This is a genomic window from Deltaproteobacteria bacterium RIFCSPHIGHO2_02_FULL_44_16, assembly GCA_001798185.1.
Lineage (GTDB): Bacteria > UBA10199 > UBA10199 > 2-02-FULL-44-16 > 2-02-FULL-44-16 > 2-02-FULL-44-16.
Genome location: MGRM01000011.1, coordinates 16,522 through 39,746 on the forward strand (window position 1 = coordinate 16,522; position 23,225 = coordinate 39,746).

The 23,225-nt window shown below is 43.9% G+C and carries 21 protein-coding genes and 1 tRNA gene; 2 read left to right on the forward strand and 20 right to left on the reverse strand.

Annotation, left to right across the window (positions count from 1 at the left end; genetic code table 11):
• Positions 1–76 precede the first annotated feature (76 nt).
• The 12 genes from A3C46_07120 to A3C46_07175 form a co-directional block, all read right to left on the reverse strand.
• Complete coding sequence (locus A3C46_07120; GenBank protein ID OGQ22550.1) at positions 77–796, reverse strand: signal peptidase I; 720 nt, start codon at positions 794–796, stop codon at positions 77–79.
• A 14-nt stretch (positions 797–810) separates the two neighbouring features.
• Positions 811–2,613 carry an elongation factor 4 gene (locus A3C46_07125; GenBank protein ID OGQ22551.1) on the reverse strand — a complete coding sequence of 601 codons (1,803 nt, stop codon included), beginning with the start codon at positions 2,611–2,613 and terminating at the stop codon, positions 811–813.
• Between the two features lie 22 nt (positions 2,614–2,635).
• On the reverse strand, positions 2,636–3,373 hold the full coding sequence (locus tag A3C46_07130; protein OGQ22552.1) for a hypothetical protein: 738 nt from the start codon (positions 3,371–3,373) through the stop codon (positions 2,636–2,638).
• The gene (locus A3C46_07135) at positions 3,366–5,051 is read right to left on the reverse strand and encodes an arginine--tRNA ligase (protein OGQ22622.1); all 1,686 of its coding nucleotides are present in this window, start codon (positions 5,049–5,051) and stop codon (positions 3,366–3,368) included. The genes A3C46_07130 and A3C46_07135 overlap by 8 nt, the downstream gene beginning before the upstream one ends.
• The gene (locus A3C46_07140; protein ID OGQ22553.1) at positions 5,047–6,399 is read right to left on the reverse strand and encodes a hypothetical protein; all 1,353 of its coding nucleotides are present in this window, start codon (positions 6,397–6,399) and stop codon (positions 5,047–5,049) included. The genes A3C46_07135 and A3C46_07140 overlap by 5 nt, the downstream gene beginning before the upstream one ends.
• On the reverse strand, positions 6,396–7,874 hold the full coding sequence (locus tag A3C46_07145) for a hypothetical protein (GenBank protein ID OGQ22554.1): 1,479 nt from the start codon (positions 7,872–7,874) through the stop codon (positions 6,396–6,398). The genes A3C46_07140 and A3C46_07145 overlap by 4 nt, the downstream gene beginning before the upstream one ends.
• 74 nt (positions 7,875–7,948) lie before the next feature.
• Entirely contained in the window at positions 7,949–8,854 is a 906-nt protein-coding gene (locus A3C46_07150) for an agmatinase (GenBank protein ID OGQ22555.1), read from the reverse strand.
• The gene (locus A3C46_07155; GenBank protein OGQ22556.1) at positions 8,854–9,405 is read right to left on the reverse strand and encodes an arginine decarboxylase, pyruvoyl-dependent; all 552 of its coding nucleotides are present in this window, start codon (positions 9,403–9,405) and stop codon (positions 8,854–8,856) included. Before A3C46_07155 ends, A3C46_07150 begins: the two co-directional genes overlap by 1 nt.
• A gap of 352 nt (positions 9,406–9,757) precedes the next feature.
• Positions 9,758–10,528, reverse strand: coding sequence for a hypothetical protein (locus A3C46_07160; GenBank protein ID OGQ22557.1), 771 nt, complete (start codon positions 10,526–10,528; stop codon positions 9,758–9,760).
• Positions 10,529–10,531: 3 nt separating this feature from the next.
• A complete protein-coding gene (locus A3C46_07165) occupies positions 10,532–11,290 on the reverse strand; it encodes a TIGR00268 family protein (GenBank protein OGQ22623.1) in 759 nt (252 codons plus the stop codon).
• 23 nt (positions 11,291–11,313) lie between these two features.
• Positions 11,314–11,964, reverse strand: a complete 651-nt coding sequence (locus A3C46_07170) for a hypothetical protein (GenBank protein ID OGQ22558.1) — start codon at positions 11,962–11,964, stop codon at positions 11,314–11,316.
• A gap of 129 nt (positions 11,965–12,093) precedes the next feature.
• Positions 12,094–12,167 (reverse strand) — tRNA-Met (locus A3C46_07175).
• A 129-nt stretch (positions 12,168–12,296) separates the two neighbouring features.
• On the opposite strand from A3C46_07175, the gene A3C46_07180 reads away from it, so the two are divergent.
• The gene (locus A3C46_07180) at positions 12,297–13,292 is read left to right on the forward strand and encodes a hypothetical protein (protein ID OGQ22559.1); all 996 of its coding nucleotides are present in this window, start codon (positions 12,297–12,299) and stop codon (positions 13,290–13,292) included.
• Here the strand turns inward: A3C46_07180 and A3C46_07185 are convergent.
• Together A3C46_07185 and A3C46_07190 are read right to left on the reverse strand one after the other, a co-directional pair.
• Positions 13,289–14,431: a cystathionine gamma-synthase gene (locus tag A3C46_07185; GenBank protein ID OGQ22560.1), complete on the reverse strand. Its 1,143-nt coding sequence runs from the start codon at positions 14,429–14,431 to the stop codon at positions 13,289–13,291. The genes A3C46_07180 and A3C46_07185 overlap by 4 nt on opposite strands.
• Before the next feature lie 39 nt (positions 14,432–14,470).
• Entirely contained in the window at positions 14,471–14,737 is a 267-nt protein-coding gene (locus tag A3C46_07190; GenBank protein OGQ22561.1) for a hypothetical protein, read from the reverse strand.
• Positions 14,738–15,036: 299 nt separating this feature from the next.
• On the opposite strand from A3C46_07190, the gene A3C46_07195 reads away from it, so the two are divergent.
• Positions 15,037–15,753, forward strand: coding sequence for a protein-L-isoaspartate O-methyltransferase (locus A3C46_07195; GenBank protein ID OGQ22562.1), 717 nt, complete (start codon positions 15,037–15,039; stop codon positions 15,751–15,753).
• Positions 15,754–15,805: 52 nt separating this feature from the next.
• Here A3C46_07195 and A3C46_07200 read toward each other — a convergent pair whose 3' ends face one another.
• From A3C46_07200 to A3C46_07225, 6 genes are all read right to left on the reverse strand, one after another.
• The gene (locus A3C46_07200) at positions 15,806–20,254 is read right to left on the reverse strand and encodes a hypothetical protein (protein ID OGQ22563.1); all 4,449 of its coding nucleotides are present in this window, start codon (positions 20,252–20,254) and stop codon (positions 15,806–15,808) included.
• Positions 20,255–20,492: 238 nt separating this feature from the next.
• Entirely contained in the window at positions 20,493–20,837 is a 345-nt protein-coding gene (locus A3C46_07205; GenBank protein ID OGQ22564.1) for a hypothetical protein, read from the reverse strand.
• Positions 20,831–21,280, reverse strand: coding sequence for a tRNA (adenosine(37)-N6)-threonylcarbamoyltransferase complex ATPase subunit type 1 TsaE (locus tag A3C46_07210; protein ID OGQ22565.1), 450 nt, complete (start codon positions 21,278–21,280; stop codon positions 20,831–20,833). Before A3C46_07210 ends, A3C46_07205 begins: the two co-directional genes overlap by 7 nt.
• Complete coding sequence (locus tag A3C46_07215; protein ID OGQ22566.1) at positions 21,277–21,651, reverse strand: holo-[acyl-carrier-protein] synthase; 375 nt, start codon at positions 21,649–21,651, stop codon at positions 21,277–21,279. Before A3C46_07215 ends, A3C46_07210 begins: the two co-directional genes overlap by 4 nt.
• Positions 21,648–22,370, reverse strand: a complete 723-nt coding sequence (locus A3C46_07220) for a pyridoxine 5'-phosphate synthase (GenBank protein ID OGQ22567.1) — start codon at positions 22,368–22,370, stop codon at positions 21,648–21,650. Before A3C46_07220 ends, A3C46_07215 begins: the two co-directional genes overlap by 4 nt.
• The gene (locus A3C46_07225) at positions 22,367–23,221 is read right to left on the reverse strand and encodes a dihydropteroate synthase (protein ID OGQ22568.1); all 855 of its coding nucleotides are present in this window, start codon (positions 23,219–23,221) and stop codon (positions 22,367–22,369) included. Before A3C46_07225 ends, A3C46_07220 begins: the two co-directional genes overlap by 4 nt.
• Positions 23,222–23,225: the final 4 nt, after the last annotated feature.

A 23,225-nucleotide genomic window follows, 5' to 3' on the forward strand; every position in this document is an offset into this window, starting at 1 on the left:
TGACATGAGACATCTTTTCAAATTTCCGGGAGAGAAATTGACTCATGTCAAGACTTGACCCCAATTGACCACCTGATTAACGAATCAATCTTCCAAACTCGTGCCAGCGGATGCCGCCGTATTCATTATCGAGAGAGAGCCAAACAAAGAGAGCTTTTCCCTTCACATTTTTCATCGGTACAAAACCGGTAATGCGACTATCTTCGGAGTTGTCTCGATTATCCCCCATCACAAAAATCGAGTCGGGAGGAACAACAGCTTCGGTCTCCACACGTCCCAGATGCTTGATGTATTGAACCACATAGGAAACACCATCAATGGTCTCTTCATAAAAATCGACATCCTGCCAGCCTCGCACAAAGGGTATCGTTTTTACCAAACCATTTTCCAGACGAAGCAATCTTTTATTCTGAGGATCTTCACTGACAACAAGTTTTTTTCGCTTTAACGTCTCACCGTTGAGCGTCACCTGATCATCCACAATACGAATGCGATCTCCAGGAATTCCGATCACTCGTTTAATAAAATTCCGTCCATCACCAGAGGTGTTTAAATAAACAACCACTTCGCCTCGCTTTGGTGTACGAAACCAATAAGGTCGAATCGTGGTAAAAGGAACTCGCGGACCATACACCAGTTTATTCACAAAAATATGGTCCCCAATCGAGAGCGTCGGAATCATCGATCCCGACGGAATTTTAAACGCTTCAATAAAAATGGCTCGAATCGTTAACGCCGCTAATCCAGCAAGGAGTAAGGCTTCCACTCCTTCACGAAATTTCGTTTTCTTTTTCATCAAAAGCTCCGTTGTTAAGATTTTGTTTTGAGAACACTTCGAAATGCCTCTTGTGGAATTTCTACACTTCCTACCTGCTTCATTCTCTTTTTCCCCTCTTTTTGCTTCTCTAAAAGTTTTCTTTTTCGAGTAATATCACCACCATAACATTTTGCCGTCACATCTTTGCGAAGCGCTTTCACGGTTTCGCGTGCAATGATTTTTCCACCAATAGCAGCTTGAAGCGCAACATCATACATTTGACGCGGAATAAGTTCGCGAAGTTTCTTTGCCAACTCTCGCCCACGATCATAAGCATCGTCACGATGAAGAATCGTGGAAAGAGCATCGACTTTCTCACCATTGATGAACATGTCAAGCTTGACCACAGTTGCAGCACGATACCCTTTCAATTCATAATCGAGTGAAGCATAACCTTGCGAAAGTGATTTCAGTTGATCGTGAAAATCGACCATCATTTCATTAAAGGGCAAAAGGTATTGAAGCATCACCCGTTCACGCCCAAAAAACTCCATCTGCTGCTGCTCACCTCGTCTCTCTTCACAGAGTTTAATAACATTGCCCAAATATTCTTTGGGAAAGTGAAGACTGACAAGCGCTACCGGTTCTCGAATTTCATCAATACTCGAAGGGTCGGGAAGTTTTGCAGGATTATCAACCGCAATTATTTTCCCCTCTTTTGTCACCACTTCATAGACAACCGTGGGAGCGGTTGAAATAAGATCCAGTGTATACTCTCGCTCTAAACGCTCTTGCACAATCTCAAGATGGAGCGATCCCAAAAGACCACATCGAAAACCGAAACCGAGAGCGAGCGATGTTTCCGGCTCAAAGGTAAAAGAAGAATCATTCAATCGAAGTTTTTCGAGAGCATCACGCAAATCTTCATATTGTTTTGAATCGACCGGATAGATTCCTGCAAAAACCATCGGCTTCACTTCTTGAAATCCGCGCAGAGCTTGCGATGCTGGCCTCTCTTTTTCGGTGACAGTATCTCCAATTTTTGCATCACGAATATCTTTGATATTCGCAATCACAAATCCGACTTGACCAGCACTGAGCGCGGGAACTTCAACGGGATGCGGAGAAAAAATTCCGAGCCGCTGAACTTGAAACTCTTTATTCACGTTCATCAGTTTAATCATCATCCCTTTTGCAATGCTTCCATCCATCACGCGCATCAGAGAAATAACCCCTTCGTAACTATCAAACCAACTATCAAAAATCAGTGCGCGCAGCGCTTCATCTGGCTTTCCCGCAGGTGGGGGAAGACGTTCCACAATCGCTTCTAAAAGAGCGGGAATTCCTGCACCCGTTTTTGCGGAAACTAAAACCGCGGTTTCACCATCAATCCCCAATGTTTCTGTAATTTCCTCTTTGACCGCTTCAACATTCGCGCTCGGGAGATCAATTTTATTGATGACTGGAATAATTTCGAGACCACTCGCAATGGCAACAAGAGCATTCGCAATGGTTTGCGCCTGAACCCCCTGCGCAGCATCGACCACCAAAAGAGCCCCTTCACACGCTGAGAGAGAACGAGAGACTTCATAGTGAAAATCGACATGGCCCGGAGTATCAATGAGATTAAACTGAAACGTTTCCCCTTTTAAATTTTTGTAGGTAAGTGCAACACTTTGAGCTTTGATGGTAATCCCGCGCTCACGCTCAAGATCCATTTTATCCAAAAACTGCTCGCGGCGTTCGCGTACGGAAAGAGCTCCGGTAGCATCGAGAATACGATCAGCAAGTGTCGATTTGCCGTGATCAATATGGGCGATAATACAAAAATTTCGAATGTGTGATTGCACGGAGATAGGACTCTTGAATGGTTAAAAGCTATTGTTCATTTAAAACGATCAATGGTTCAACACCTTCACGTGTCCGGATTTCCTCCATATAATGTTCTGCATTTTCGCGAGATTCAAAGCCCCCAATACGTACCCGATACCATCGACCACGATCAGGAATATCTGCAATCATCATATAAGCAGCATAGCCCTTCCCTTTCCATCGATCAATCGCAGCGTTTGCTTCTGAAAGTTCCGAATAAGAACCGACCTGAACCGAATATTTAGCCGCTTCTGCGGATTTTACTCTTACCACCCCTTGCGGAGAGGCTGCGCCCTTTTCTGGGGTTGTACTCTCTTCGAATGGAGGCGGAGTTGAAGCTTCTTCTGCAAGAGTTGTTGTTTTTGATTCATCTTTTGTTTGAGGTGCAGAGTTTTTAACAGAAGGCGCTTCCTCAGTTACTACCTTACCGGTTTGATCGGTTCCAAGCATTTTTGCGATGCGTTCTTTTAATTCAGGAGTTTGCGCTTGTTCAATGAGAATTTTCGCCATTTTGGTGATTTCAGGATCCTGCGTTGTTTTTATCTCTGCCTCGTTTCTCTTTTCTTGATCAGAAAGAGACGCGGTCTCAAAACCCAAAAATTGACGCCCATAGCGAGCCCCTAAGTAAAAAATGAAAAAAAGTGTAAAAACTTCCAGCAATAACAGGGCAAAAAACTGGCCGAAGGTAAAACGACAAAAAAAGTCGCTTTCATCTTCTCTTCGTGGCCGTGGATACTCAGACATCATCTCTCCCCGTCATCTGTTCAGGCGCTTCAAGTCCTAAAATTCTGAAACCGTTTTGTATCACAATTTGAATATTTTTCAACAAATACAGGCTTGCGCCTGTTTTCTGGGTATTTCTTTGCAAAATACGATACCGTTCATCCTGTTTTGCCTTGCTATAATAGGATTGAAAGAGTTTTGAAAGCTCTAAAAGATAAAACGCAAGGCGATGCGGTTCAAGAAGTTGTGCGCTCTTTTGAATGATTTTTGGATACGACGCCAACATCTTCGTCAGCTCAATCTCTTCCGGAAGATCAAGAAGACGCACATCGACTTTTTCGAAGGAGAACTTCAGCTCGTCGGCTTTACGAAAAATACTGCAGATACGAGCATGAGCGTATTGAATATAATAAACGGGGTTTTCAGGCGACTCAGTTTTTGCGAGATTCAGATCAAAATCGAGCTGTGCGGTGTGAGAACGCATGAGAAAAAAATAGCGACAGACATCTTTTCCGACTTCAAGAAAAACATCACGCAACGTTTCATATTGCGCACTGCGCGTCGACATGGAAACCAGCTTCCCCTCATGAATCAAATTCACCAGTTGAATGAGAACAATATCGAAAGAGTCTTCAGAATATCCAAATGCCTTTACAGCAGCCTTCATGCGACTGACATATCCTCCATGATCAGCACCAAGAACATTCATAACGCGGTCAAATCCACGATCATATTTTTCTTTATGATACGCGATATCAGCAGCAAAATAGGTAAGCGACCCATCACTTTTCCGCAGGACCCTATCTTTATCATCCCCAAATTGAGTAGAACAAAACCATAGCGCTCCCTCTTTTTCGTACGTAAATTTTTTAGCGGCAAGAAAATCAAAGGTCTTTTGAATACTCTTTCGTTCGTGAAGAGTATGTTCATAAAAATAGGTGTCATGATTGACGCCGATATCCTTAAGATCACGCTTGATTCCTTCAAAAATCGAGTTCGCGGCATACGTTGAACATATCTGAATCGCCTCTTTTTCAGAGCGCTTGAACACATTATCTCCCTGTAATTGATAAAGTTCTTCTGCAAGAGTGCGAATGTAAGTTCCTTGATAATAATTTTCTTTAAAATCAACAGTTTCTCCCTTAATTTCTCGAAGTCGCATGAGAACTGAACATCCCAGTGTCTCCATCTGAATTCCGACATCATTCAGATAATATTCTTTGGTCACGTTATATCCCATCGCTGTGAAAAGGTTGGCAAGAACATCACCATAGACAGCTCCCCTTCCATGACCAATGTGAAGAGGCCCCGTCGGATTTGCGCTCACAAACTCAACCATAAAATGCTTTTTTTGTTTAAAGCTCTGCGTTCCATAGGTCTCTTTTTGCGTGAAACAGTCATGGAGAAGTTCCAAAAAATAATGAGGATGAATGGAGAAATTAATAAAGCCAGGACCGGCAATATCGACACGCTGAATGAAATCTTCCTGGGACAATTCCTTTACAATTTTCCCCGCGATGTCGCGCGGAGACTTTCCTTCCCCCTTAGCCTGCATAAGCGCGAGATTTGTGGCAAAATCTCCGTGGGAAGCCATCTTGGGTTCTTCAAGCTCAACTCTTTCAGGCAAAAGAGAAAGTTCACCATTTTGAATGCAGCGCTCGTATGCTTCTAAAAGAAATTGTCTGAGTTTTTGTTCAATCATTCTTTTTCCCTACGACGACACGCACAAGCTCATCAGGATGAAGATAGGTCTGCGAAACACGAAGAATATCTTCTTTGGTCACGCTTTGAAGCGAATCTCGAAATTCTTTCCAATAATCGTCTGGATAACCGTAAAAACGAAAAAGCGCTCGTTGTTCAACAACGCGAAAAGCGCTATCAAATGAAAAAATCTGCTGATTCAAAAGTGATTTCTTTGCAAAAGCAAGCTCAAGATCTGAAACACCGCCTCCTTCATGAAGGCGTCGAATATGGGAAGTGATCGCTGCAATTGCCTCTTCGGTTGATTCTGATTTGGTGGCAAGACGAACTTCAAAAAGACCGTAATCGGTTTCGGGACTAAAACCACTTGAGACATAATAGACAAGTCCTCGTTGACTTCGAATTTCCTCCACCAGTCGACTTTTAAAAGCCCCTCCTAAAATATAATTCATCAGGAGAAGAGCATACTTATCAGGATTCGTTCGTTTTACTCCCAGATGACCGAGATGGATATACGATTGCGTAAGATCTTTCTCGATCCATAGATCGCGAGCCTTAAATTGCAACGGAGTTTCTGGAACAACGGGAAACGTGAAAGGCAAAGAGGATACTTCTTGCATCCATTGCTCGAGCATCGAGATCACCTTCTCCGTCGAAAAATCTCCTGCTATTGCCAAAATAATATTTTGAGGGCGAAAAAAAGTAGCATGAAAAGTTTGAGCATCATTCCGCGTTAATTTTTTAATGTCTTCTTCGACAGGCTCTCGTGCCCATGGATTATCCGCTCCATAAATCAATTTTCGAATTGCCTTGGCGGCAACCGTTGCCGGGTCATCGCGCTCCCGTCGGATATCCTCTAGCAAGTTATTTTTCACAATATCTAAACGATTGGGATCAAAACGAGGTCGCAAGAGCATTTCGATAAAAGAATGAATTCCTTCTTCAAGATGATCTGACAGCACCTGCAGAGAGGCCTCGCCCTTTTCGCGATGAATTTCGGTTTCCATCACAATGCCAGAGTCATCGAGTTTTTTGTCGAATTGAGAAGGTGAAAAAGCACGCGTTCCACCGCTTCTCATAAAACGTCCTACAAAACGAGCAAGACCCCTTTTGGATGGAGATTCATAAATACTCCCCACATGCGTCATTGCTGAAATGGTGACGAGCGGCAACGTATGATCTTCCAACAAAAAACAGGTCATTCCGTTCTTGAAGGTGACCTCTTTGACTTCTGGCACAATGAGTTTCGGCATTTCTGTCGGTTCAAGACGCTTCACCATCCGTTGCTTACTGCAACAGACCAAAAGAAAGAGAAGACTAAAAAAAAAGAGTGGTTTTTTCTTCATAAACCCTTCCCTTTTTGTACTCGCTCAACCACGACCTGGTTTTCATTCACAAAGTAATGACGGGAAACTCTTCGAATATCTTCTGCGGTAACTTTTTTTAATTTTTCAGGATAATCAGCAAGAAGCGTCCAATCCCCAAACAGTGTTTCAAAACTTGCAAGAGCTCGAGCTAAACTTAAATTTGTTTCAAGCGCATACACAAAATGAGCTCGCGACATCGTGATCACTCGCAGAAGCTCTTCTTTACTCACTAATTCCTCTTTCAATTTGACTAATTCTTTTGAAAGACTTGATTCGATGAGCTCAAAAGAGACGCTTTCCAACGGCTCGATCCAAAAAACAAAAAGATTTGGCAATCGAACACCAGGAAAATCTCCATAACAATTCACGGAACGTGCAATTTTTTCTTGCACGACGAAACGTTTGTGCAAACGAGAAGACCGACCTTCGCACAAGAGCACTGCAATAGCGTCAAAAACATATTCATCTTCATGAGGAAGCGTTGGTTTATGGAAACCAAGAGTCAAAAACGGTTGCGCATCAAATTCCACACGAGCTCGACCATGATTTGGAATTGATTCGGGAGGATTTGAATTCACCGATCCAGAGGGCAAAGACCCAAAATAATGGGCGATTGTTTCTTTTGCTTTTGGAAGATCGATATCTCCCACCAATACTCCGACCATATTTTTACCGAGATAATTTTTTTGATGAAAGTTTTTTGCGTCTTCGTCGGTTAAAGAGCGAACATCTGATTTAAATCCAATTGTGCTCCAATGATAGGGTCCGCTGCTAAATGCAGTATTCACCAGTTTTTCAAGCATTATTCCATCAGGACTATTTTCATTGCTTAAACGAAGCTCTTCCAGAACGACATCGCGTTCCACATAAAAATCCCGAAATACAGGATCAGAGACCATTTGTGAAAAGATAAAAGCCCAGAGATCTAAACCATTCGAAGGCATGCTGGCATGATATGCCGTAACATCTTTTGATGTGAACGCATTTAAATGAGCAGCCCCATGTTGCGTCATAACTTCCCAGATTTCATTCGGAAGCCGGTATTGCCGCGCAGACGCCGTGAGATCAGCCACTTGCTGTTTGATTTCCTGCTGTCGAGCTTTCTGACCTGGATCATCTTGGATGCGCGTCAGTTCTCTTCCTAAAGAATTAATTTTATTCAAAAATGGCTTTTCTTTGGAAAAATCGTGAGTTCCAATCTGACGCGAACCTTTAAGCGCCATATGTTCAAACATATGTGCAAGACCTGTTTTCCCCTGCTCCTCTTCGATACTCCCGACACGCACCATCACGATGCCGGAAAAAACAGGGGTCTGCGGTCGCACGACAAAGAACCATCGCATTCCGTTCGAAAGTTCATACTCGACGACTTGTTCGCGGAGCGAAGCAGAAAAAAGAATCGAAGGTAAAAGAAAAAAAGAAATAAGAATGAAGAGAAAGATTTTTTTGATCATAAAAAATTTTTATCCAAAAAAAACAAATGAACGAGGCTAACTTACTTGACTTCGCGGAAAAAACAAAATAATTTCTACTTCCCGACGATGGGGGATTCGGGAGATCCGGAACGAAGTTGCCAGTACCCAATACATTTCGAAATAAGTCGAGCGACAAGAAAATCAGAAGCATGACGACCTGGAGTCGGAAGCAGTTCCACGAAATCCATACCGACAACGTTTTTCTTTTCCATTAAAAGTCGAACAAAGGTGGTGACATCCCACCAGGTAAGTCCACCTGGCTCTGGAGTGCCAGTCTCTGACATGATCGAACTATCAAAAACATCCACGTCGACCGTCAAGTAGACGTCATCTGTGGTGATATCATCGAGAGTTCGACGCATCCATGTTTTATGATCATGCAATTCATACGCAAAATAGACAGGGAGCTTATCGCGCTTGACCCAAAGAGCTTCTTCTTTTGAAAGACTTCGAATGCCAATTTGAACAGCTGGAAAATCTTCACGCACCCGAGCCATCGCACATGCGTGAGAATATGGCGTCCCTTCATATTCTTGACGAAGATCAGCATGAGCATCGAGTTGAACCACAGTCAATTTTGGATATTTTGTAGCGACTCCACGCACTGCAGGAGGCGTAATACTATGCTCGCCTCCAAGAACAAGAGGAAAGCGATTTGCTTTTACCGTTGCAGCAACAGCATTTTCTATGAGTTGCATTGATTGTTCGACGGTACGATTTTTAAAGTCGAGCATATCTCGAGTTGTAATCCCCACTCGCGCCGGTTCAAAATCAAGTTCTTCATCGTAGAATTCTACTTGAGCAGATGCTTCGAGTATTGCCAAAGGAGCGTTCGCGGTTCCTTGTGCATAGGAAGTCGTTGCCTCAAAAGGAACAGGAATCACTTCGATCCGTGGATTCTCTGGACGCTTTTCAGGATCGATCCCTAAAAACGGCGGCGTTGTGTGATGAGATGCCATTAGGGAATAAAAATAGCTCCAGCAACGACACTGGTCCAGAGAGCATTTTTATCGCCTACAGCGGATTGAGTCACGTTGAGAGTTTTTACAATCTCCCCGGAAATGGTCCACGTTCCTTTGCGTTCATTCCATGCTTTATCCGCATCAAAGGAGAGACCTAACGTCGTTGCGAGCATTTCAGCGGCAAGGTCTTCTGCATAATCGCCCGCTTGTTTTTCTGTTTGTCCATTTCCCTTATGTTCTGAAAGATAGCCATGATGACTTGAATCTTTAGGAATGGCGATGCCCACAGAAGCAGCGATCAAGCGATGGGGTTCATTGGTAGCATGATCATAAAGGACGCAATGTACGATTTGTCCTGGCTGAAGCTGAATCGTTCCTTTGTTTCGGGGAAGAATCTTACAATATGGAGGCAAAATACTCGAAACCCGTACCAGATTGTATTGAGCGATACGAGCATCGCGAAGAGCCATTTCGAAACTTTGCAGTTTTTCTCGATGTCGTCCGACACCTTTGGTTAAAAACATCTGCCGAGGAACATATCCAGACATGAAAAATCTCCTTTCACCTAAACATTCTTTGCGCGGGTATCATATCTTTTTCTGAGGAACAAGAAAAAATAAAAGAATAAAAAAGCCCCCCAAGATTCGTGGGGGGCTTTTCGTGTTCCCTGTTTCTTAATGCTTTGTCTTCTTCTTACCTCTTTTTTTTGTCTTACGTTTTGATTTCTTCTTGCCCTTCTTCTTTGTTGCCTTCATACCTTTTCTTTTCTTTACCATTTCCCCCTCCTTAGATGTGGAAAGTTGTTTGCTCAACCATCGACTGAAAAAAATTTTACGCAATTTAGAGCACATAGTCAAACTTTTTTTATTCAATTCGACTAAAATGATATATAATTTTGGATCATACGTTGGGTGAAATATTTTTTTTCCCGCGAAGAATGCGAAGAGCAACACATGCTGCACCAAAACCATTATCAATGTTCACGACACAAATACCTTCCGAACAACTGTTGAGCATGCCGAGTAACGCAGTAATGCCGCCAAAATTTGTTCCGTATCCAACAGAAGTGGGAACCGCAATGAGCGGAGCCGGAGTAAGTCCACCAACAACAGAAGGAAGTGCTCCCTCCATACCTGCAACAATAATAATTGCATCCGCGTGACGACATTTTTGAATTTCAGTGAGAAGCCGCGGCAATCCTGCAACACCCACATCATAATAACGCGTGGCTTCAACACCAAAATACCGAGCCGTACGCCACGCCTCCTCTGCCACCGGAATATCGGCAGTCCCTGCACATAAAAGAGCTAAGTTTCCGGCAAGAGGAGCTATTGGATGCTGGAGGAAAAGAAACGTTTTGCTGATCGGATCATAATCTATCTGAGGAAAAAGTTCGCAAAGTTCTTTGGCAGCTCCAACCTGAAGACGAGTCCCAAAGATATTTTGACCTGATTGATGCAACGTGGTGATGATTTTCTCAAGATGAAGCTTTTCCTTACGATCACAAAAAATCACTTCTGAAAAAGCATTCCGTAATGGTCGATGAACATCATGTTTTGCTGACTCAAGGTCACGAAATGGGAGATGACGTAGGATTTCAAGAACATCCTCGATATTCTTTTCGCCGTCTTTCAATTGTTGGAGCAGTTGTTGAAGACTCAGAAGGTCCATATTTTAGCGAACTCCATAACCCTGAAGATCCAGCGAGATACGCTGCCATCCCAAAAGACGAAACTTTTCGATAATTTGATTTCTGAAATGAAAAAGATGTTCCATTTCATCAACAGGAACTTCAATACGAGCAATGACTCCATGATGTCTCACACGTACTTGCTGACATCCCAGGTCGCGCAAAAAATTCTCGGCATCATCAATACGCACAAGTAATTCTGGCACCACGGGAATATTGGTTTCAACACGAGATGCAAGACATGCCATGGCTGGTTTATCCGCCATTTCAAGCTGAAGTTCTCGAGCAGAGGTTCGTATATCATCTTTGGTGAAACCAACTTCAATAAACGGTTCCAAAACTCCTTCTTTGCGTGCGGCTTCTCTTCCGGGTCGATGACCGGAAATATCTGAGATATTTGTCCCATCGATCACGGCGTGATAGCCATTTTTATCTGCAAATTGTCGAAGGAGTTGATAGAGAGATTGTTTACAAAAAAAACAACGGTTATGGGGATTTGCCAAATACTGAGGGTCTCGAAATTCTTCAGTATTGATCTCTTGAAAAGGGATCATACGACGCTCACAAAATGCACGCGCCGCTCTCCGGTCTCGTTGTGGAACAGAAGGAGAAACTCCCAAAATTGCAATCATTCGATCCTTCAATTCCTCAAAAGCAACAACAGTAAGCAGAGCAGAGTCGACACCGCCTGAAAACGCAACAACGGCGCTCTCTAAACCTTGGAGGCGCCGTCTTAGTGCCAATACTTTTTCTGCGAATGAAGAATTTAAGTGTTTTTCATCAGACACTGCCGCAACTCCCCTACTGTTTCTGCAACAAGATCAGCTCCGGCAGCACGAAGTTCTTCGCGAGTGCCGTATCCATAGGAGACACCAATTGAAGAACAACTGCAGTTTTTTGCCGCATCAATATCGAGTCCGCGATCAGCAATGACAATCGGTTTGCTAATTTTTTCTTTTTCAATCAGATGTTTGAGAAGTTCTGTTTTCGTTGCTTTTTTCCCTGCGGCATCAAGACCGTAAACCTTGGTAAAAAGACTTTTCACTCCCAAATGATCAAGAACCATTTCGCAGGAAACTTGAGGCTTATTGGAAGTAATATAAAGCGTGCCGTTTTTTGCCGCGGCATCAAGAAGACCAACAATACCTGGATAGAGACGATGCTCAGCAATCCCTTCTTTATGGAAACGTTCTCTGTAGCAATCGACACATCGTTTCAAAAACTTTTTATCTTTTTTACCGGTAATATCAGCAAAGATATCTTCAAGAGGAAAACCGATATATCGCTTCAAACGCTCAATAGGGACTGTTCTTTCTCCAACCTTTTTAAGAGCAAAATTAATACAGCGAGGAATTGCTGTTCCTGGGTTGACAACTGTTCCATCAAGATCAAAAATAAAAGCAGTTTGCTTGCTCATGGCCCCTCCCTAGTTGAAGGAAATATAAAGAGATGGCGTGTATACTCGAATGGCCCTAAAACTCAACAAAAATCGGCTCAAAATCTCTTTAAATACAAAAAAACCTCATTTTCATGAGGTTTTATGATGTTGCGGGGGTGGGATTTGAACCCACGACCTTCAGGTTATGAGCCTGACGAGCTACCAAGCTGCTCTACCCCGCGATCTGGGTGGCTTTATGCAGAACTCATTGCTAACTGTCAAGAAATCCCACAAGAATTTCTCTGGACCGAAACGATCAAAGTCTGTAGGATATCATTCTAAGTCTTTGATATAAGAGGCAAATAAAGAACATGAGCCCTATCGAAAACCACGATGAACCTCTTCATATCCTTGTTGTCGATGATGACGCCACAAATATTCTTCTCATCGAGAAAACTCTCCGATCAAAGCATTACCACGTTTCGCACGCCTCTTCGGGCGAAGAAGCACTCACTTTTGTCCAGCAGCAGCCACCAGACATCATTCTTTTAGATGTCATGATGCCCGGCATGAATGGTTTTGAAGTGTGTAAAATTTTAAAATCACAACAAAGCACTCGTCTCCTCCCTATTATTATTATTACAGCGTTACAGGAAAAAGAAGATCGTATCGCCGGGATAGAAGCTGGATGCGATGATTTTCTTTCAAAGCCGATCGATCGGCTGGAGCTTGTCGCTCGTGTTCAAGCGCTTGGAAAAGTGAAACGACTTAATGATGATCTTGATCACGCAGAAGCTGTGGTGATGAGTTTTGCTCGCGCGGTGGAGGCAAAAGACGGAACCACTGGTGATCACTGTGATCGACTTATTCGACTTGTGACTTCTTTTGGGAATTATATTGGACTCATCCCTTCTGATATTCGAACACTTGTAAGAGCAAGCGTTGTCCATGACGTTGGCAAAATTGGTGTTCCGGATTCTATTCTTTTAAAGCCAGGAAAGCTCACGGACGAAGAATGGAAAGTCATGAAGCTTCATCCTCTTATTGGAGAGGAAATTTGTCGACCGCTACGCTCCTTCAAAGATGTGCTGCGTATTATTCGTCACCATCATGAAAAGTGGAATGGCTCTGGTTATCCCGATGGATTGAAAACTGAAGAAATTCCATACCTTGCTCGCATTTTTCAGATCATCGATGCTTATGATGCCATGACCACGGTGCGACCCTACAAAAAAGCATATTCAACGGAAGAGGCGCTCGCGCTTTTGCGAGAAGAGTCCAAACGCGGACTTTGGGATCCAGACATCCTTCAACAATTTATTGCGTTTATTGAACATCATCGTGGTGAATTTTCTCTCACCAGTTAAATGGTTTTGAGGAAGTGCTGAAGGGCTTCTAACAAATCTTCCTGATCTTCAATGCCGATCGAAAACCGTACAAGCGTATCATCAATACCGCGCGCTTCACGTATTTTTGCAGGGATTGAAGCATGGGTCATCGTTGCAGGATGACAGACAAGGGATTCAACAGCTCCTAAACTCTCCGCGAGCGTAAAAATTTTCATCTTTCCTAAAGCGCTCTGGAGTTTTTGAGCATCGGCATCAAGAACAATACTGATCATCCCCCCTCCCCCACACATCTGTTTTTTTGCAAGGTGGTGGTCCGGATGTGACGAGAGCCCGGGATAATAAACTTTTCTTATTTTTTTCTGTTTCTCTAAAAAGAGAGCAAGCGCGGCAGCATTCTTTACCTGCCTTTCCACTCGAACCGAAATTGTTTTTAAACCACGGTGAGTCAACCAGACATCAAAAGGTGAAGGGTTGAGTCCATAGACCATTCGCGCTCTCCAGAGTTCTTTCGCAAGTTCACTCTCGTTCATCACGAGCGCTCCTCCGACAACATCAGAATGTCCACCGATATATTTCGTCGTGCTATGAAGAACAACGTCCGCGCCTAAAGCAAGGGGTTGCTGAAGACATGGAGTCGCAAAAGTGTTATCAACAATGGTTCTAATCTTCTTTTTTTTGCCTATCGCACAGATCGTTTTGAGATCCACGAGTTTTAAGAGAGGATTTGTCGGAGTTTCGAGCCAAATATATTTTGTGTTGGAGCGAATCGCTTTTTGCCATGCATGAACATCATTGTTCGCAACATAACTGACATCGAGCTGAAATCGATCTTTCAGATGTTGAAGCAATCGATACGTGCCACCATAGACATCATCGACTGCAAGAACATGATCTCCCGAGTGAAGCTGCATCAGAAGAGCCATCGCAGCGCCAAGACCAGAGGAATAAACCACTGCATGTTTCCCCCCTTCGAGAGCTGCAATGGCCATTTCGAGATTTTGAAAATTCGGATTATCGGCACGCGTATAATCAAAACCCTGATGTTTGTTTGGCGCTTCTTGCGCGTAGGTGGAGGTTTGATAAAGAGGAGGAACAATTGCTCCTGTTTTACTCTCCGGCTTTTGTCCCACATGAACAACTTTGGTTTGGAAACGCATTCCCACCTCCGTAAAGCCAAACTGGTTCATCGTCTAGAGTCATTTATTGACCGATTCATAAAGAGCAATCGCTTCAGGTAAATATTTCTCAAGTTGTTTCGCGCGTGCACCACTTGAAGGAAAATCGTGGACATGCGAAACACGAGCAATCTTAAAGACGATAGTTCGAATTTTTCCCAATGCCGGTTCATCAGTGAGACTATCGTAATTAAGAGTTTTTTTACCGGTGATGCGATCTTGAGCACAATGGGTAAGAAAAAAGAGGACAAGGAGAAACAACGATTTCTGAAGTACCACGCGGAGCATAAATATATGAACAGTAGCTACACTCTGCATAACGGAGAGCAAACTCAATAGTTTCATTCCACGTAAACTCTTGAGTGCTCTCCGTAATTTGATCTTCACAAAAACCTTCTTTCAAAAATGTTTTTAAGCAAGATTTCCTCAATCGTCAACTGAACTCGGTGCGATACTCCGTTACAAAGTATCTAACCGATGGGAGTTGTCAGGGGGAGAGCAGGATCTCCCCCTGACTTTAGCGAGTGCGGATTCACTTCGCACAAGCGAATAGTTGACGGGAAAAAAGAGAAGAGTAAGATTCAAGCATGAAAAATATCTCTTTTCCCTTCTTGTTTTTTTTCTTCACGCTTCTTTCCTGTTCAAAATCGACCTCTTTTCTTGAAAAACGTGAAGAGATGGTCAAACGACATGTTGAGCGTCGAGGCATCACCTCGCCATTGATCTTAAATGCTTTTCGAAATATCCCACGTGAAAAATTTGTTCTTCCTCAATATCAAGACCGTGCGTATCAAGATCTTGAACTCCCCATTGGTGAAGGACAAACGCTCGACCTTCCTTACGAAGATGCCGTGATCATCCACGCTCTCGATTTGAAACCCACCGATAAGGTCCTTGAAGTTGGAACAGGAGCCGGTTATCTCGCCGCACTGATGGGACATATTGCAAAAGAAGTCTACACGATTGAGATTCGACCTGGGCTTGCAAATACAGCACGACAACGCTTGCAAGAACTCGGATATCAGAATGTTTTTGTTCTCACCGGCGACGGTTATAAAGGATGGCCTGAACATGCACCTTTTGATGCTATTGTTCTCACCGCTTCTCCCGATTATGTTCCTGAACCTCTTGTAGAACAACTTCGAGAAGGTGGCCGACTTGTGCTCCCTCTTGGAGGAGAAAAAAAATTTCAAGAACTTGTGCTATATACAAAAGAGAACAGGAAACTCAAATTGCTGAAACGACTTTCCGGAGCTCAATTTGTTCCGATGGAAGGTATCATCCAAGAACAAGAAAAAAAATAACTCTCCGCTCATGCTGAGCTTGTCAAAGCATATGGCTCACCCTTCGACAGGCTCAGGGTGAGCGAGAAGACTCTTTATGCTTCAATACATATCGAATCCCAATCAAACTTGATGTTGTTCCCATCACAAAGAGAAACAAAAGAATAAGCGTTGGCATCGAAGGACTCGTTGCGTTCATATCGCATCGACAATTTGTTCCCGAAGCATGCTGTTGAGGCATGCCTCCCAGAAAAACGAGAGCTCTTTCTTGAGGAGCTGGAACTGGTTCATTACTTTTTCCAAAAACATCATTCACCACAATAAATTGATAGTTTTGAGGTGGATCCCAAGAAATCGAGGTTGGTCGTATGAGGTCAATATTATGAAGAGATCCTCCAACTAGCTCCTGTGCTTCTCGACGAGAACGAATTTCTGATTTTACTTTTCCCCAATCGAGCTGACGTTGTTCTATCGGAATTGCATTTTTTGGCCCCCCTGCAACACCTGTAAATTGAGCTTCGTGTGGAGGAAGACGAAAATCGATGACGTGACAGGCATAGCCAGCATCTGGCAGGACCGTGAGCGCGTTCGTTGCAACAGGAGCTCCTTGTGGAGCATTTGTCGTCACCGCAGGAAGATCAAACCTTCTTCCGGCAACAGAAATACTTTCACCGCGTTCGAGCGGAAGAAGTCGATGCTGAAGCATATTATTTAATCGATAGACCGCTCTTCCCCGATGAATTTCGACGGGCACAAGTGACGACATCGGCTGAGGATCAGGAAAATTCGGAAGCGATGAAACACTTGGGAGCAGAAGTGGAATACTGATCGCTTGATCAGGATGTTCAGGAAGCACACGAATGGGTTGCGTCACAAGAGTTGTAGAAGCTGGACGAAATTCGCGCTGAGTAAAATCTTCCATCACCGGGCCACCTACTTGAACAAGCATCCACGGACGAACATTCCCTTCTTCATCGGGAAGAACATTTCCTGAAAGCGAAAGACTCAAATTAGCCGCTGTTCTCGATTTTGCTGAAGCATTGTTAATGCAACAGACACATTTCATCACGCTAAATTCCGGTTCCCCAAAAAGATCACCCTGTTTTCCACTCACTTGACGATATTCATCATTGAGGACGGTATAATTTTTTCGAGCCTCTTCACTTGAAAATCCATCTGCGAAACAATGACAATCATCTGCGACAACAGCTCCATAAATAACAGGCCCAACAGGTCCGTCACCTGGTTGAATACACTGACAGTCCGCTGTGCGAACTTGCCCTGTCGGACAAACATTCGTACATTCAGGTCGACATTGACATGTTGCTGGATCGCAAAATTGATCATTGGCGGGACAACGCGTATCCAAGTTACAATTTGCAGGGGCTTGCGGCGTCCCGCGTGGATTACACGCAAATGTCTGTGGATTGCCTGTATTGACAATGACCGTCATCTCTCCCTGTTCAGTATGCGCTCTCGTCACTCGAGGAGCAACCACCGGAGCCTGTGGAGGTGTCGGATTCAATCCCATCGGAATTTGAGGCGGAGGAGGAGGAAATTGAGGGGGGAGCCCACGAATAATCGTTTGAACTGTCATTAAATCTTTTCGATCGGCAATCCAACGTGGATTTAATTCTACGACTTGATCCGGACGATAGGTGGATGGAAGCGGTCGCGATGCAACATTTGCTCTTCCCGGTCGATAGAGATTCGGACCTGGTAAGGGGAGACAAATACTATCAAAATAATTACAGACATCATTAAATGGATTATTGACCGAGCCGCATCGCAGTCTTGTTCGACAAATTTGTGTCGGATCATTCCACCCCACTCCATTGGCATCGGCAGCGCAGGGGTTACAACAAGAATCAGTGATCCAAAAAGGGAGATGGCGCCCATCAACTGCGTTTCCTGCTGCATTCACCGCACACACGTCACGCGGAGCGCACTCATGTGGAACAACCGTATTCTGAGTACGATCCCAAAGATTCTGCGCAAGCGCATAATAAAGTTCCGGAATACTCGCCGCTTGCACATTATTCGGATCTGTTTGGGGATCTCCCGGACATCCTGTAGGTGCATTCACCACGGGAAGGCCAGCAATTCCCGCAATATTCGCTCCTTGATTCGGTTGAATATTCACCGCCAAGCTTTTTACCCCGACGGGGCCTGGATCTCTTCCTTCTGCAAAATTTCTCGGATCACTTAATTGTCCCCCTGCAGCATAACCGATACGAATGGAACGAGGCGCTTGAATACTGGAAGCATCAAAAAAGAGAAATGCATGCGCAGTTACTTGGGCATTCGGATCGCCTCCAATTCGACGGGGAAGAAGATCACCAATTAAGATGTCATTATCTGTTCCGTTTCCATCGAAATCAGCAACGACAACAGAGGTTGCCTGTCCTGGATTGCCAAGTTCATCAGGAGGAAGTTGAAAGATTTCACCGGTTCTCGGAGTTCGTTCAATGGCACACGTGGGAGCCACACCATGATAAATATAAACACGATCAGAAAACATACGTCGATCAGATGCGCTCACCTGAAAGACAAGACGTTGATTGCGCTGATTTTGAAAATTCGGATCAATTGATACTGTCTGCTGACCGCGAAACGTCAGCACCACGTCAGCACAACCATCATCATCAATATCAGAAGCAACACCTTTATAGGGAGCAAATCCCTGAGGCACATCAATCTCATAAACTTCAGGAAGAAGAATATGCGTTAATGGCGCAGATGCAGCACGAGCAGATGAAGGCGCAATGGCATTTATATCTCTGCTCGTAAGAAGAATGTTGTGAATGGGATCAATTTTATAAAGATAAAAACGACGCACGGCATTTGCATCAACAACACCCACACCTGAAGGAACAACAAGCGATTGGCGTTCAATTGCCGGCGTAGATCCAACACGATCGATCGCAACAAAAGCATCATAGGCTTCAGGACCGACAAGTGACATTGCAAAAGGTGTAAACACACTATTGGGATTGAGCAGTTCTTTTTGTGGCTCCCCTCCCCAATCTCTTCCCCGAGACCAAAAGACAACAGAAGAAACAGATCGATGTGGAAGAAGCGCAGGTTGTAAATCCTGAAATGCTGCGGCACCTCTTCCTCCAAATCGAGCAGCAATCGAGGGGATCACAAGACTTATAGCGCCTGTTCGGGTTAAGGAACTTGTCCCCAAATAATAGCTCCAAGGATGAGCGCGGCCATCAGATGAAACATAAGGCCCACCACTCTTCGCAAAAATTTGATCGAGATTGACAAGCGCTCCCTGATTGAGCACCGCAAAACCGTCATCAGGAAAAGAAGTGGGATAAATAGAGGACGAAGGAACAAGGTTATTATAAACATTGCGAATAGTCGGAAAATTTCGAGTAACGGTAGGAGCTATACCTCCCACAAGAAGAGGAAAAAATGAAAGCTGTTTTTGTGGAAACTGCATCGCCACCACATCAATTGGAGTAAAATTGTGATGCAACATATTTTGTGGATAAGCCAAACTCAGCGCTTCAAGTTGAAATGCAACTAACTGCGCAGAGCTTGGAGGAAGGAGTGACATCACCTGGGTTGGAGAATAAGCATACCCCGCAAACTGCACACGACCAATTCCGGGACGATCATTTTTCGCAAAAAAAGTAACTGGTGAAAAATAAGAGACATCCCGAACACCTAAATCGAAGAGGTCAATACTGGGAGGATTAAAGCCTTCACCATAAAGTTGGAGATGAAGTCTGACCATGAAGGGATCATACGCCGCAGTGACAATTCCCTCTCCAATATCAGCGAGGCCAAAAGGAATCACTTCATCGAAGTCTCCGTTTGGTGGCTGTAAAAGAGGCCACGTAAAAGGATAATCATTTAATTTTACCGTCGAAGGATAACTGCGCGTCGTATACGGCGTCACCTCTTCGTCGGCATTTCCAATAAGGGATTGTTCAAGAGGATTGGCCCCCGCAAAAAGAAGTGCAAATTCATCAGGAGCCACAGTATTTCTGACATCTGAAATATGAAGCTGACGGTTGAATACATTTTCAATCTGAACTTTACAGTCAAACGTCCAGAACAAATCTGGATTTCCGGTTGTCGTCATCTGTTCAATGCGTCGCGGACACATTCCATGAAGAGGAGTTACGCTTGAACTACTGCGCTCGCCAAGACTAAAAAATCCTTCGTAATTTCCAAAACCACCTTGACTGGAAATTAACCCTGGAACTGCGACAACATCATCCAAAAGATAAGAAGTGCCTCCCAATTGAATACCAATTTGGGAATAATTAACACTTCCCACCAGAGGTTGAGGATGAACAAAAAATATAATGTCTTCGGCAAAAGACTGTGTTGCTGGTCCGACCCCAACTTGGTTTTTATTGGAGCCAATTGGAATCGGAGCCGTAAAAGTGGGAACTGGACCAGTTGGAGCAGGAGCTTGCGCCCCTTGCATCTGAGCGATGAGTGAGAGTGAAAAAAGAAAGGTCTGGAGGAAGACGATGGTGACAGCAAACATCCTCAACATATAATGCTCCTCTCCCCCGTATCATAGATACTGTGCAAAAAAAGTGCCACGACGTCGTTTTTTCGGTATCACATAACTTACTGATTCACAAGACTGTTTCTAAAAAAAGTGCGGCCGCTCTGGAGCGTTTTATCTCCATTTTTTTCAAAATGAGAAAAAGATTCATCACCGTCAAAAAACCATCCTCTGTTTCAAAGTGCTAACCGCTCATGCAGAGCTTGTCGAAGGATGAACGTTTCTAATGTTCAACAAAAATAAAGGGACGAATGCTTTCCATGATTCCAGGGCCAATGCCAGTCACATTCAGGATATCCTCGACACGCTGAAATTTTCCATGCTGTTCTCGATACTCCAAAATTCGCTCAGCTCGGCCAGGACCAATGCCAGGAAGCGCTTCGAGACTGAAAAGATCAACTGTATTCAAATTCATTTTTTCTCCAACAAGGAGAGTCGCTGATGGAAAATAAGGCCCCATCAGAACTGAATGTTCGGGGGGATGATTTTGAACTCGAGAGAAAAGAAAAAAAAGAGAAATCGCCAACACAAGAACAATTGCAACACATGAAGAACGAACATTTAACATTGAAGTTTCTCGCGTATATTGGGAGAAAGAATTATTTCTCGCACTGCTTCACTGATCACTTTGAGTTCTATAACATAAGCTCGCTCGGGAAGAACTGTTGGAAATTTATTTCCCCATTCAATGACACTGACCCCTTCTCCTTCAAAATATTCATCAAGACCAAGCGCAAGAGCTTCTTGAACGTTTTCTAAACGATAAAAATCGAAGTGAAAAAGAGGGAGTTTCCCTTGATATTCATGGATGAGCGTAAATGTAGGTGACCGAACAAGTTCAGGGTCTGAAACTCCTAACCCTTCCGCCAATCCTTGGACAAAGAGTGTTTTCCCAGCGCCAAGTTCTCCTCTCAGAATAACAATATCTCTGGGCTTCAACAAAGCCGCCACTTTTCTCGCAAAATTTTTGGTTTGTTCAGGTGATGAGAAGAGCATTTGCTTAAGCTTCATCCTTCAAGGACAACATTTGCGACCGCATAATCTCCGTCGTGCGAAACCATCAAGTGAATATTTTTCACCCCAAACGCATCCGCTCGTTCTTTCACTTTCCCCCAAAGATTGACGGAAGGGCGTTCGTCGCGTTGATCAATTTCGATATGTTGAAAATGAATTCCATCTGCTCCTTTGGGAAAAAGAGCTTTTGCAAAAGCGTGTTTCGCCGCAAAACGAGTTGCAAATCGCTGCGCCGGATTTTTTTTATTATTACAATGATGAATTTCTTTTTCGGTAAAAATACGCTTGAGAAAACGATGTTGCCATCGAAAAATAATCCCTTCAATGCGACGCACATCAATTAAATCGACTCCGATTCCGAGAATCATGATGCCTCCAAAAGAAGTTGTATTTCCTGAATCGCTCTCTCCAAGCCGACAAAAAGAGCCCGAGCAATAATGGAATGGCCAATATTGTATTCGAGGATATCAGGGATATTCTGAACCAGAAAGGAAAGATTTTCCCGATGCAGTCCGTGTCCGGCACAGACGCGAAGGCCAATATTTTTTGCCATAAACGCTGAATTCTTCAATCGTTCGACTTTGCGATCTCGATGAGCTGTCTCAAAAAATTCACTATAGGTCCCAGTATGGAACTCGATGGAATCTACTCCGAGTTCTCGGGAGGCATTCACTTGAGCGAATTCAGGATCAATAAAGAGACTGACGTGAATTCCTGCATGCTTGAGTCTTCTGATAAAAGAATGCAACGGACTCATAAGAGCAGCGACATCTAGGCCGCCCTCTGTTGTCAACTCTTCCCTTTTCTCTGGCACAAGCGTCACGATCGCTGGCTTGAGTCGACAAGCAATGTCGAGCATCTCTTCTGTGGCCGCCATTTCTAAATTCACGGGAAGTTTTCCCCATGCAAGAATCATTTCAAGATCGCGATCTTGAATATGACGCCGATCTTCACGCAGATGCAGTGTCACCTGAGCCACATGACATTTCGCAAGAAGTTCACATGCTTCAAGGGGATTTGGATATGACGTCAGCCGCGCTTGGCGTAGGGTCGCAATATGATCGATGTTCACACCGAGACGTTTCATATTTTTTGTTCTTCACCTTCCTCAGTGATGAGGAGATCGAGCATATCTAAATAGCGACGTGTTGGCGCAACATCGTGAGCACGAAAGATTGTTGCTCCATGACGACGTGCTATCGAATACGTTGCAAGCGTTGCTTCAAGCCGCTCTTCCATCGGCAGATCCAAAAGATGACCAATAAAAGATTTTCGCGATGTTCCAATCAAAAGAGGACATTGAAATGAACGAAATCGATGAAGCTGCGTCAGGATATGGACATTTTCTTGAGGAGATTTTCCACCAAATCCGATTCCAGGATCGAGAAGAATATTATCAGATGATATTCCCACCTGATGACAACGTTTTAAAGCATCTTCAAAAAAAGAAGAAATCTCTCCCAAAAGATCACCGTACGTGCGTTGCACGTGCATAGTTTCAAAACTTGAGGAAGGGAGATGATTGAGACAGATCGGAACACGATGTGACGCCACCACTTCAAGCATTTTCGAATCAAAAAGACCGGCGCTCACATCATTGACCATATTCGCTCCCTCATTGAGAGCCTGTCGCGCAACTTCCGCTTTCGTCGTATCCAGAGAAAGAGGAATATCAGAATGTTTTCGTATTGCTTTTACCACAGGAAGAACGCGTTGCAGTTCTTCTTCCAACATCACCGGTGAAGCGCCGGGACGAGTGGACTCACCGCCAATATCAATAAGATCAGCTCCTTCATCAATAAGACGAAGCGCCTTGTCACACGCTTTATCTGGTTCCACACAACGATCGCCATGAAAGTAAAAAGAGTCTGGTGCCACATTGAGCACCGCCATCAACGTGGATCGCTCTGCGGAGAGATGATATTTTCCAATATCCATAAAA

Coding starts and splice junctions, on each gene's coding strand:
- A3C46_07120 (OGQ22550.1), bottom strand. CDS start 796: ATGAAAAAGAAAACGAAATTTCGTGAAGGAGTGGAAGCCTTACTCCTT.
- A3C46_07185 (OGQ22560.1), bottom strand. CDS start 14,431: ATGCGTTTCCAAACCAAAGTTGTTCATGTGGGACAAAAGCCGGAGAGT.
- A3C46_07145 (OGQ22554.1), bottom strand. CDS start 7,874: ATGATCAAAAAAATCTTTCTCTTCATTCTTATTTCTTTTTTTCTTTTA.
- A3C46_07180 (OGQ22559.1), top strand. CDS start 12,297: ATGAGCCCTATCGAAAACCACGATGAACCTCTTCATATCCTTGTTGTC.
- A3C46_07140 (OGQ22553.1), bottom strand. CDS start 6,399: ATGAAGAAAAAACCACTCTTTTTTTTTAGTCTTCTCTTTCTTTTGGTC.
- A3C46_07220 (OGQ22567.1), bottom strand. CDS start 22,370: ATGAAACGTCTCGGTGTGAACATCGATCATATTGCGACCCTACGCCAA.
- A3C46_07225 (OGQ22568.1), bottom strand. CDS start 23,221: ATGGATATTGGAAAATATCATCTCTCCGCAGAGCGATCCACGTTGATG.
- A3C46_07160 (OGQ22557.1), bottom strand. CDS start 10,528: ATGGACCTTCTGAGTCTTCAACAACTGCTCCAACAATTGAAAGACGGC.
- A3C46_07150 (OGQ22555.1), bottom strand. CDS start 8,854: ATGGCATCTCATCACACAACGCCGCCGTTTTTAGGGATCGATCCTGAA.
- A3C46_07210 (OGQ22565.1), bottom strand. CDS start 21,280: ATGAAGCTTAAGCAAATGCTCTTCTCATCACCTGAACAAACCAAAAAT.
- A3C46_07190 (OGQ22561.1), bottom strand. CDS start 14,737: ATGCTCCGCGTGGTACTTCAGAAATCGTTGTTTCTCCTTGTCCTCTTT.
- A3C46_07170 (OGQ22558.1), bottom strand. CDS start 11,964: ATGAGCAAGCAAACTGCTTTTATTTTTGATCTTGATGGAACAGTTGTC.
- A3C46_07130 (OGQ22552.1), bottom strand. CDS start 3,373: ATGTCTGAGTATCCACGGCCACGAAGAGAAGATGAAAGCGACTTTTTT.
- A3C46_07215 (OGQ22566.1), bottom strand. CDS start 21,651: ATGATTCTCGGAATCGGAGTCGATTTAATTGATGTGCGTCGCATTGAA.
- A3C46_07200 (OGQ22563.1), bottom strand. CDS start 20,254: ATGTTGAGGATGTTTGCTGTCACCATCGTCTTCCTCCAGACCTTTCTT.
- A3C46_07155 (OGQ22556.1), bottom strand. CDS start 9,405: ATGTCTGGATATGTTCCTCGGCAGATGTTTTTAACCAAAGGTGTCGGA.
- A3C46_07195 (OGQ22562.1), top strand. CDS start 15,037: ATGAAAAATATCTCTTTTCCCTTCTTGTTTTTTTTCTTCACGCTTCTT.
- A3C46_07205 (OGQ22564.1), bottom strand. CDS start 20,837: ATGTTAAATGTTCGTTCTTCATGTGTTGCAATTGTTCTTGTGTTGGCG.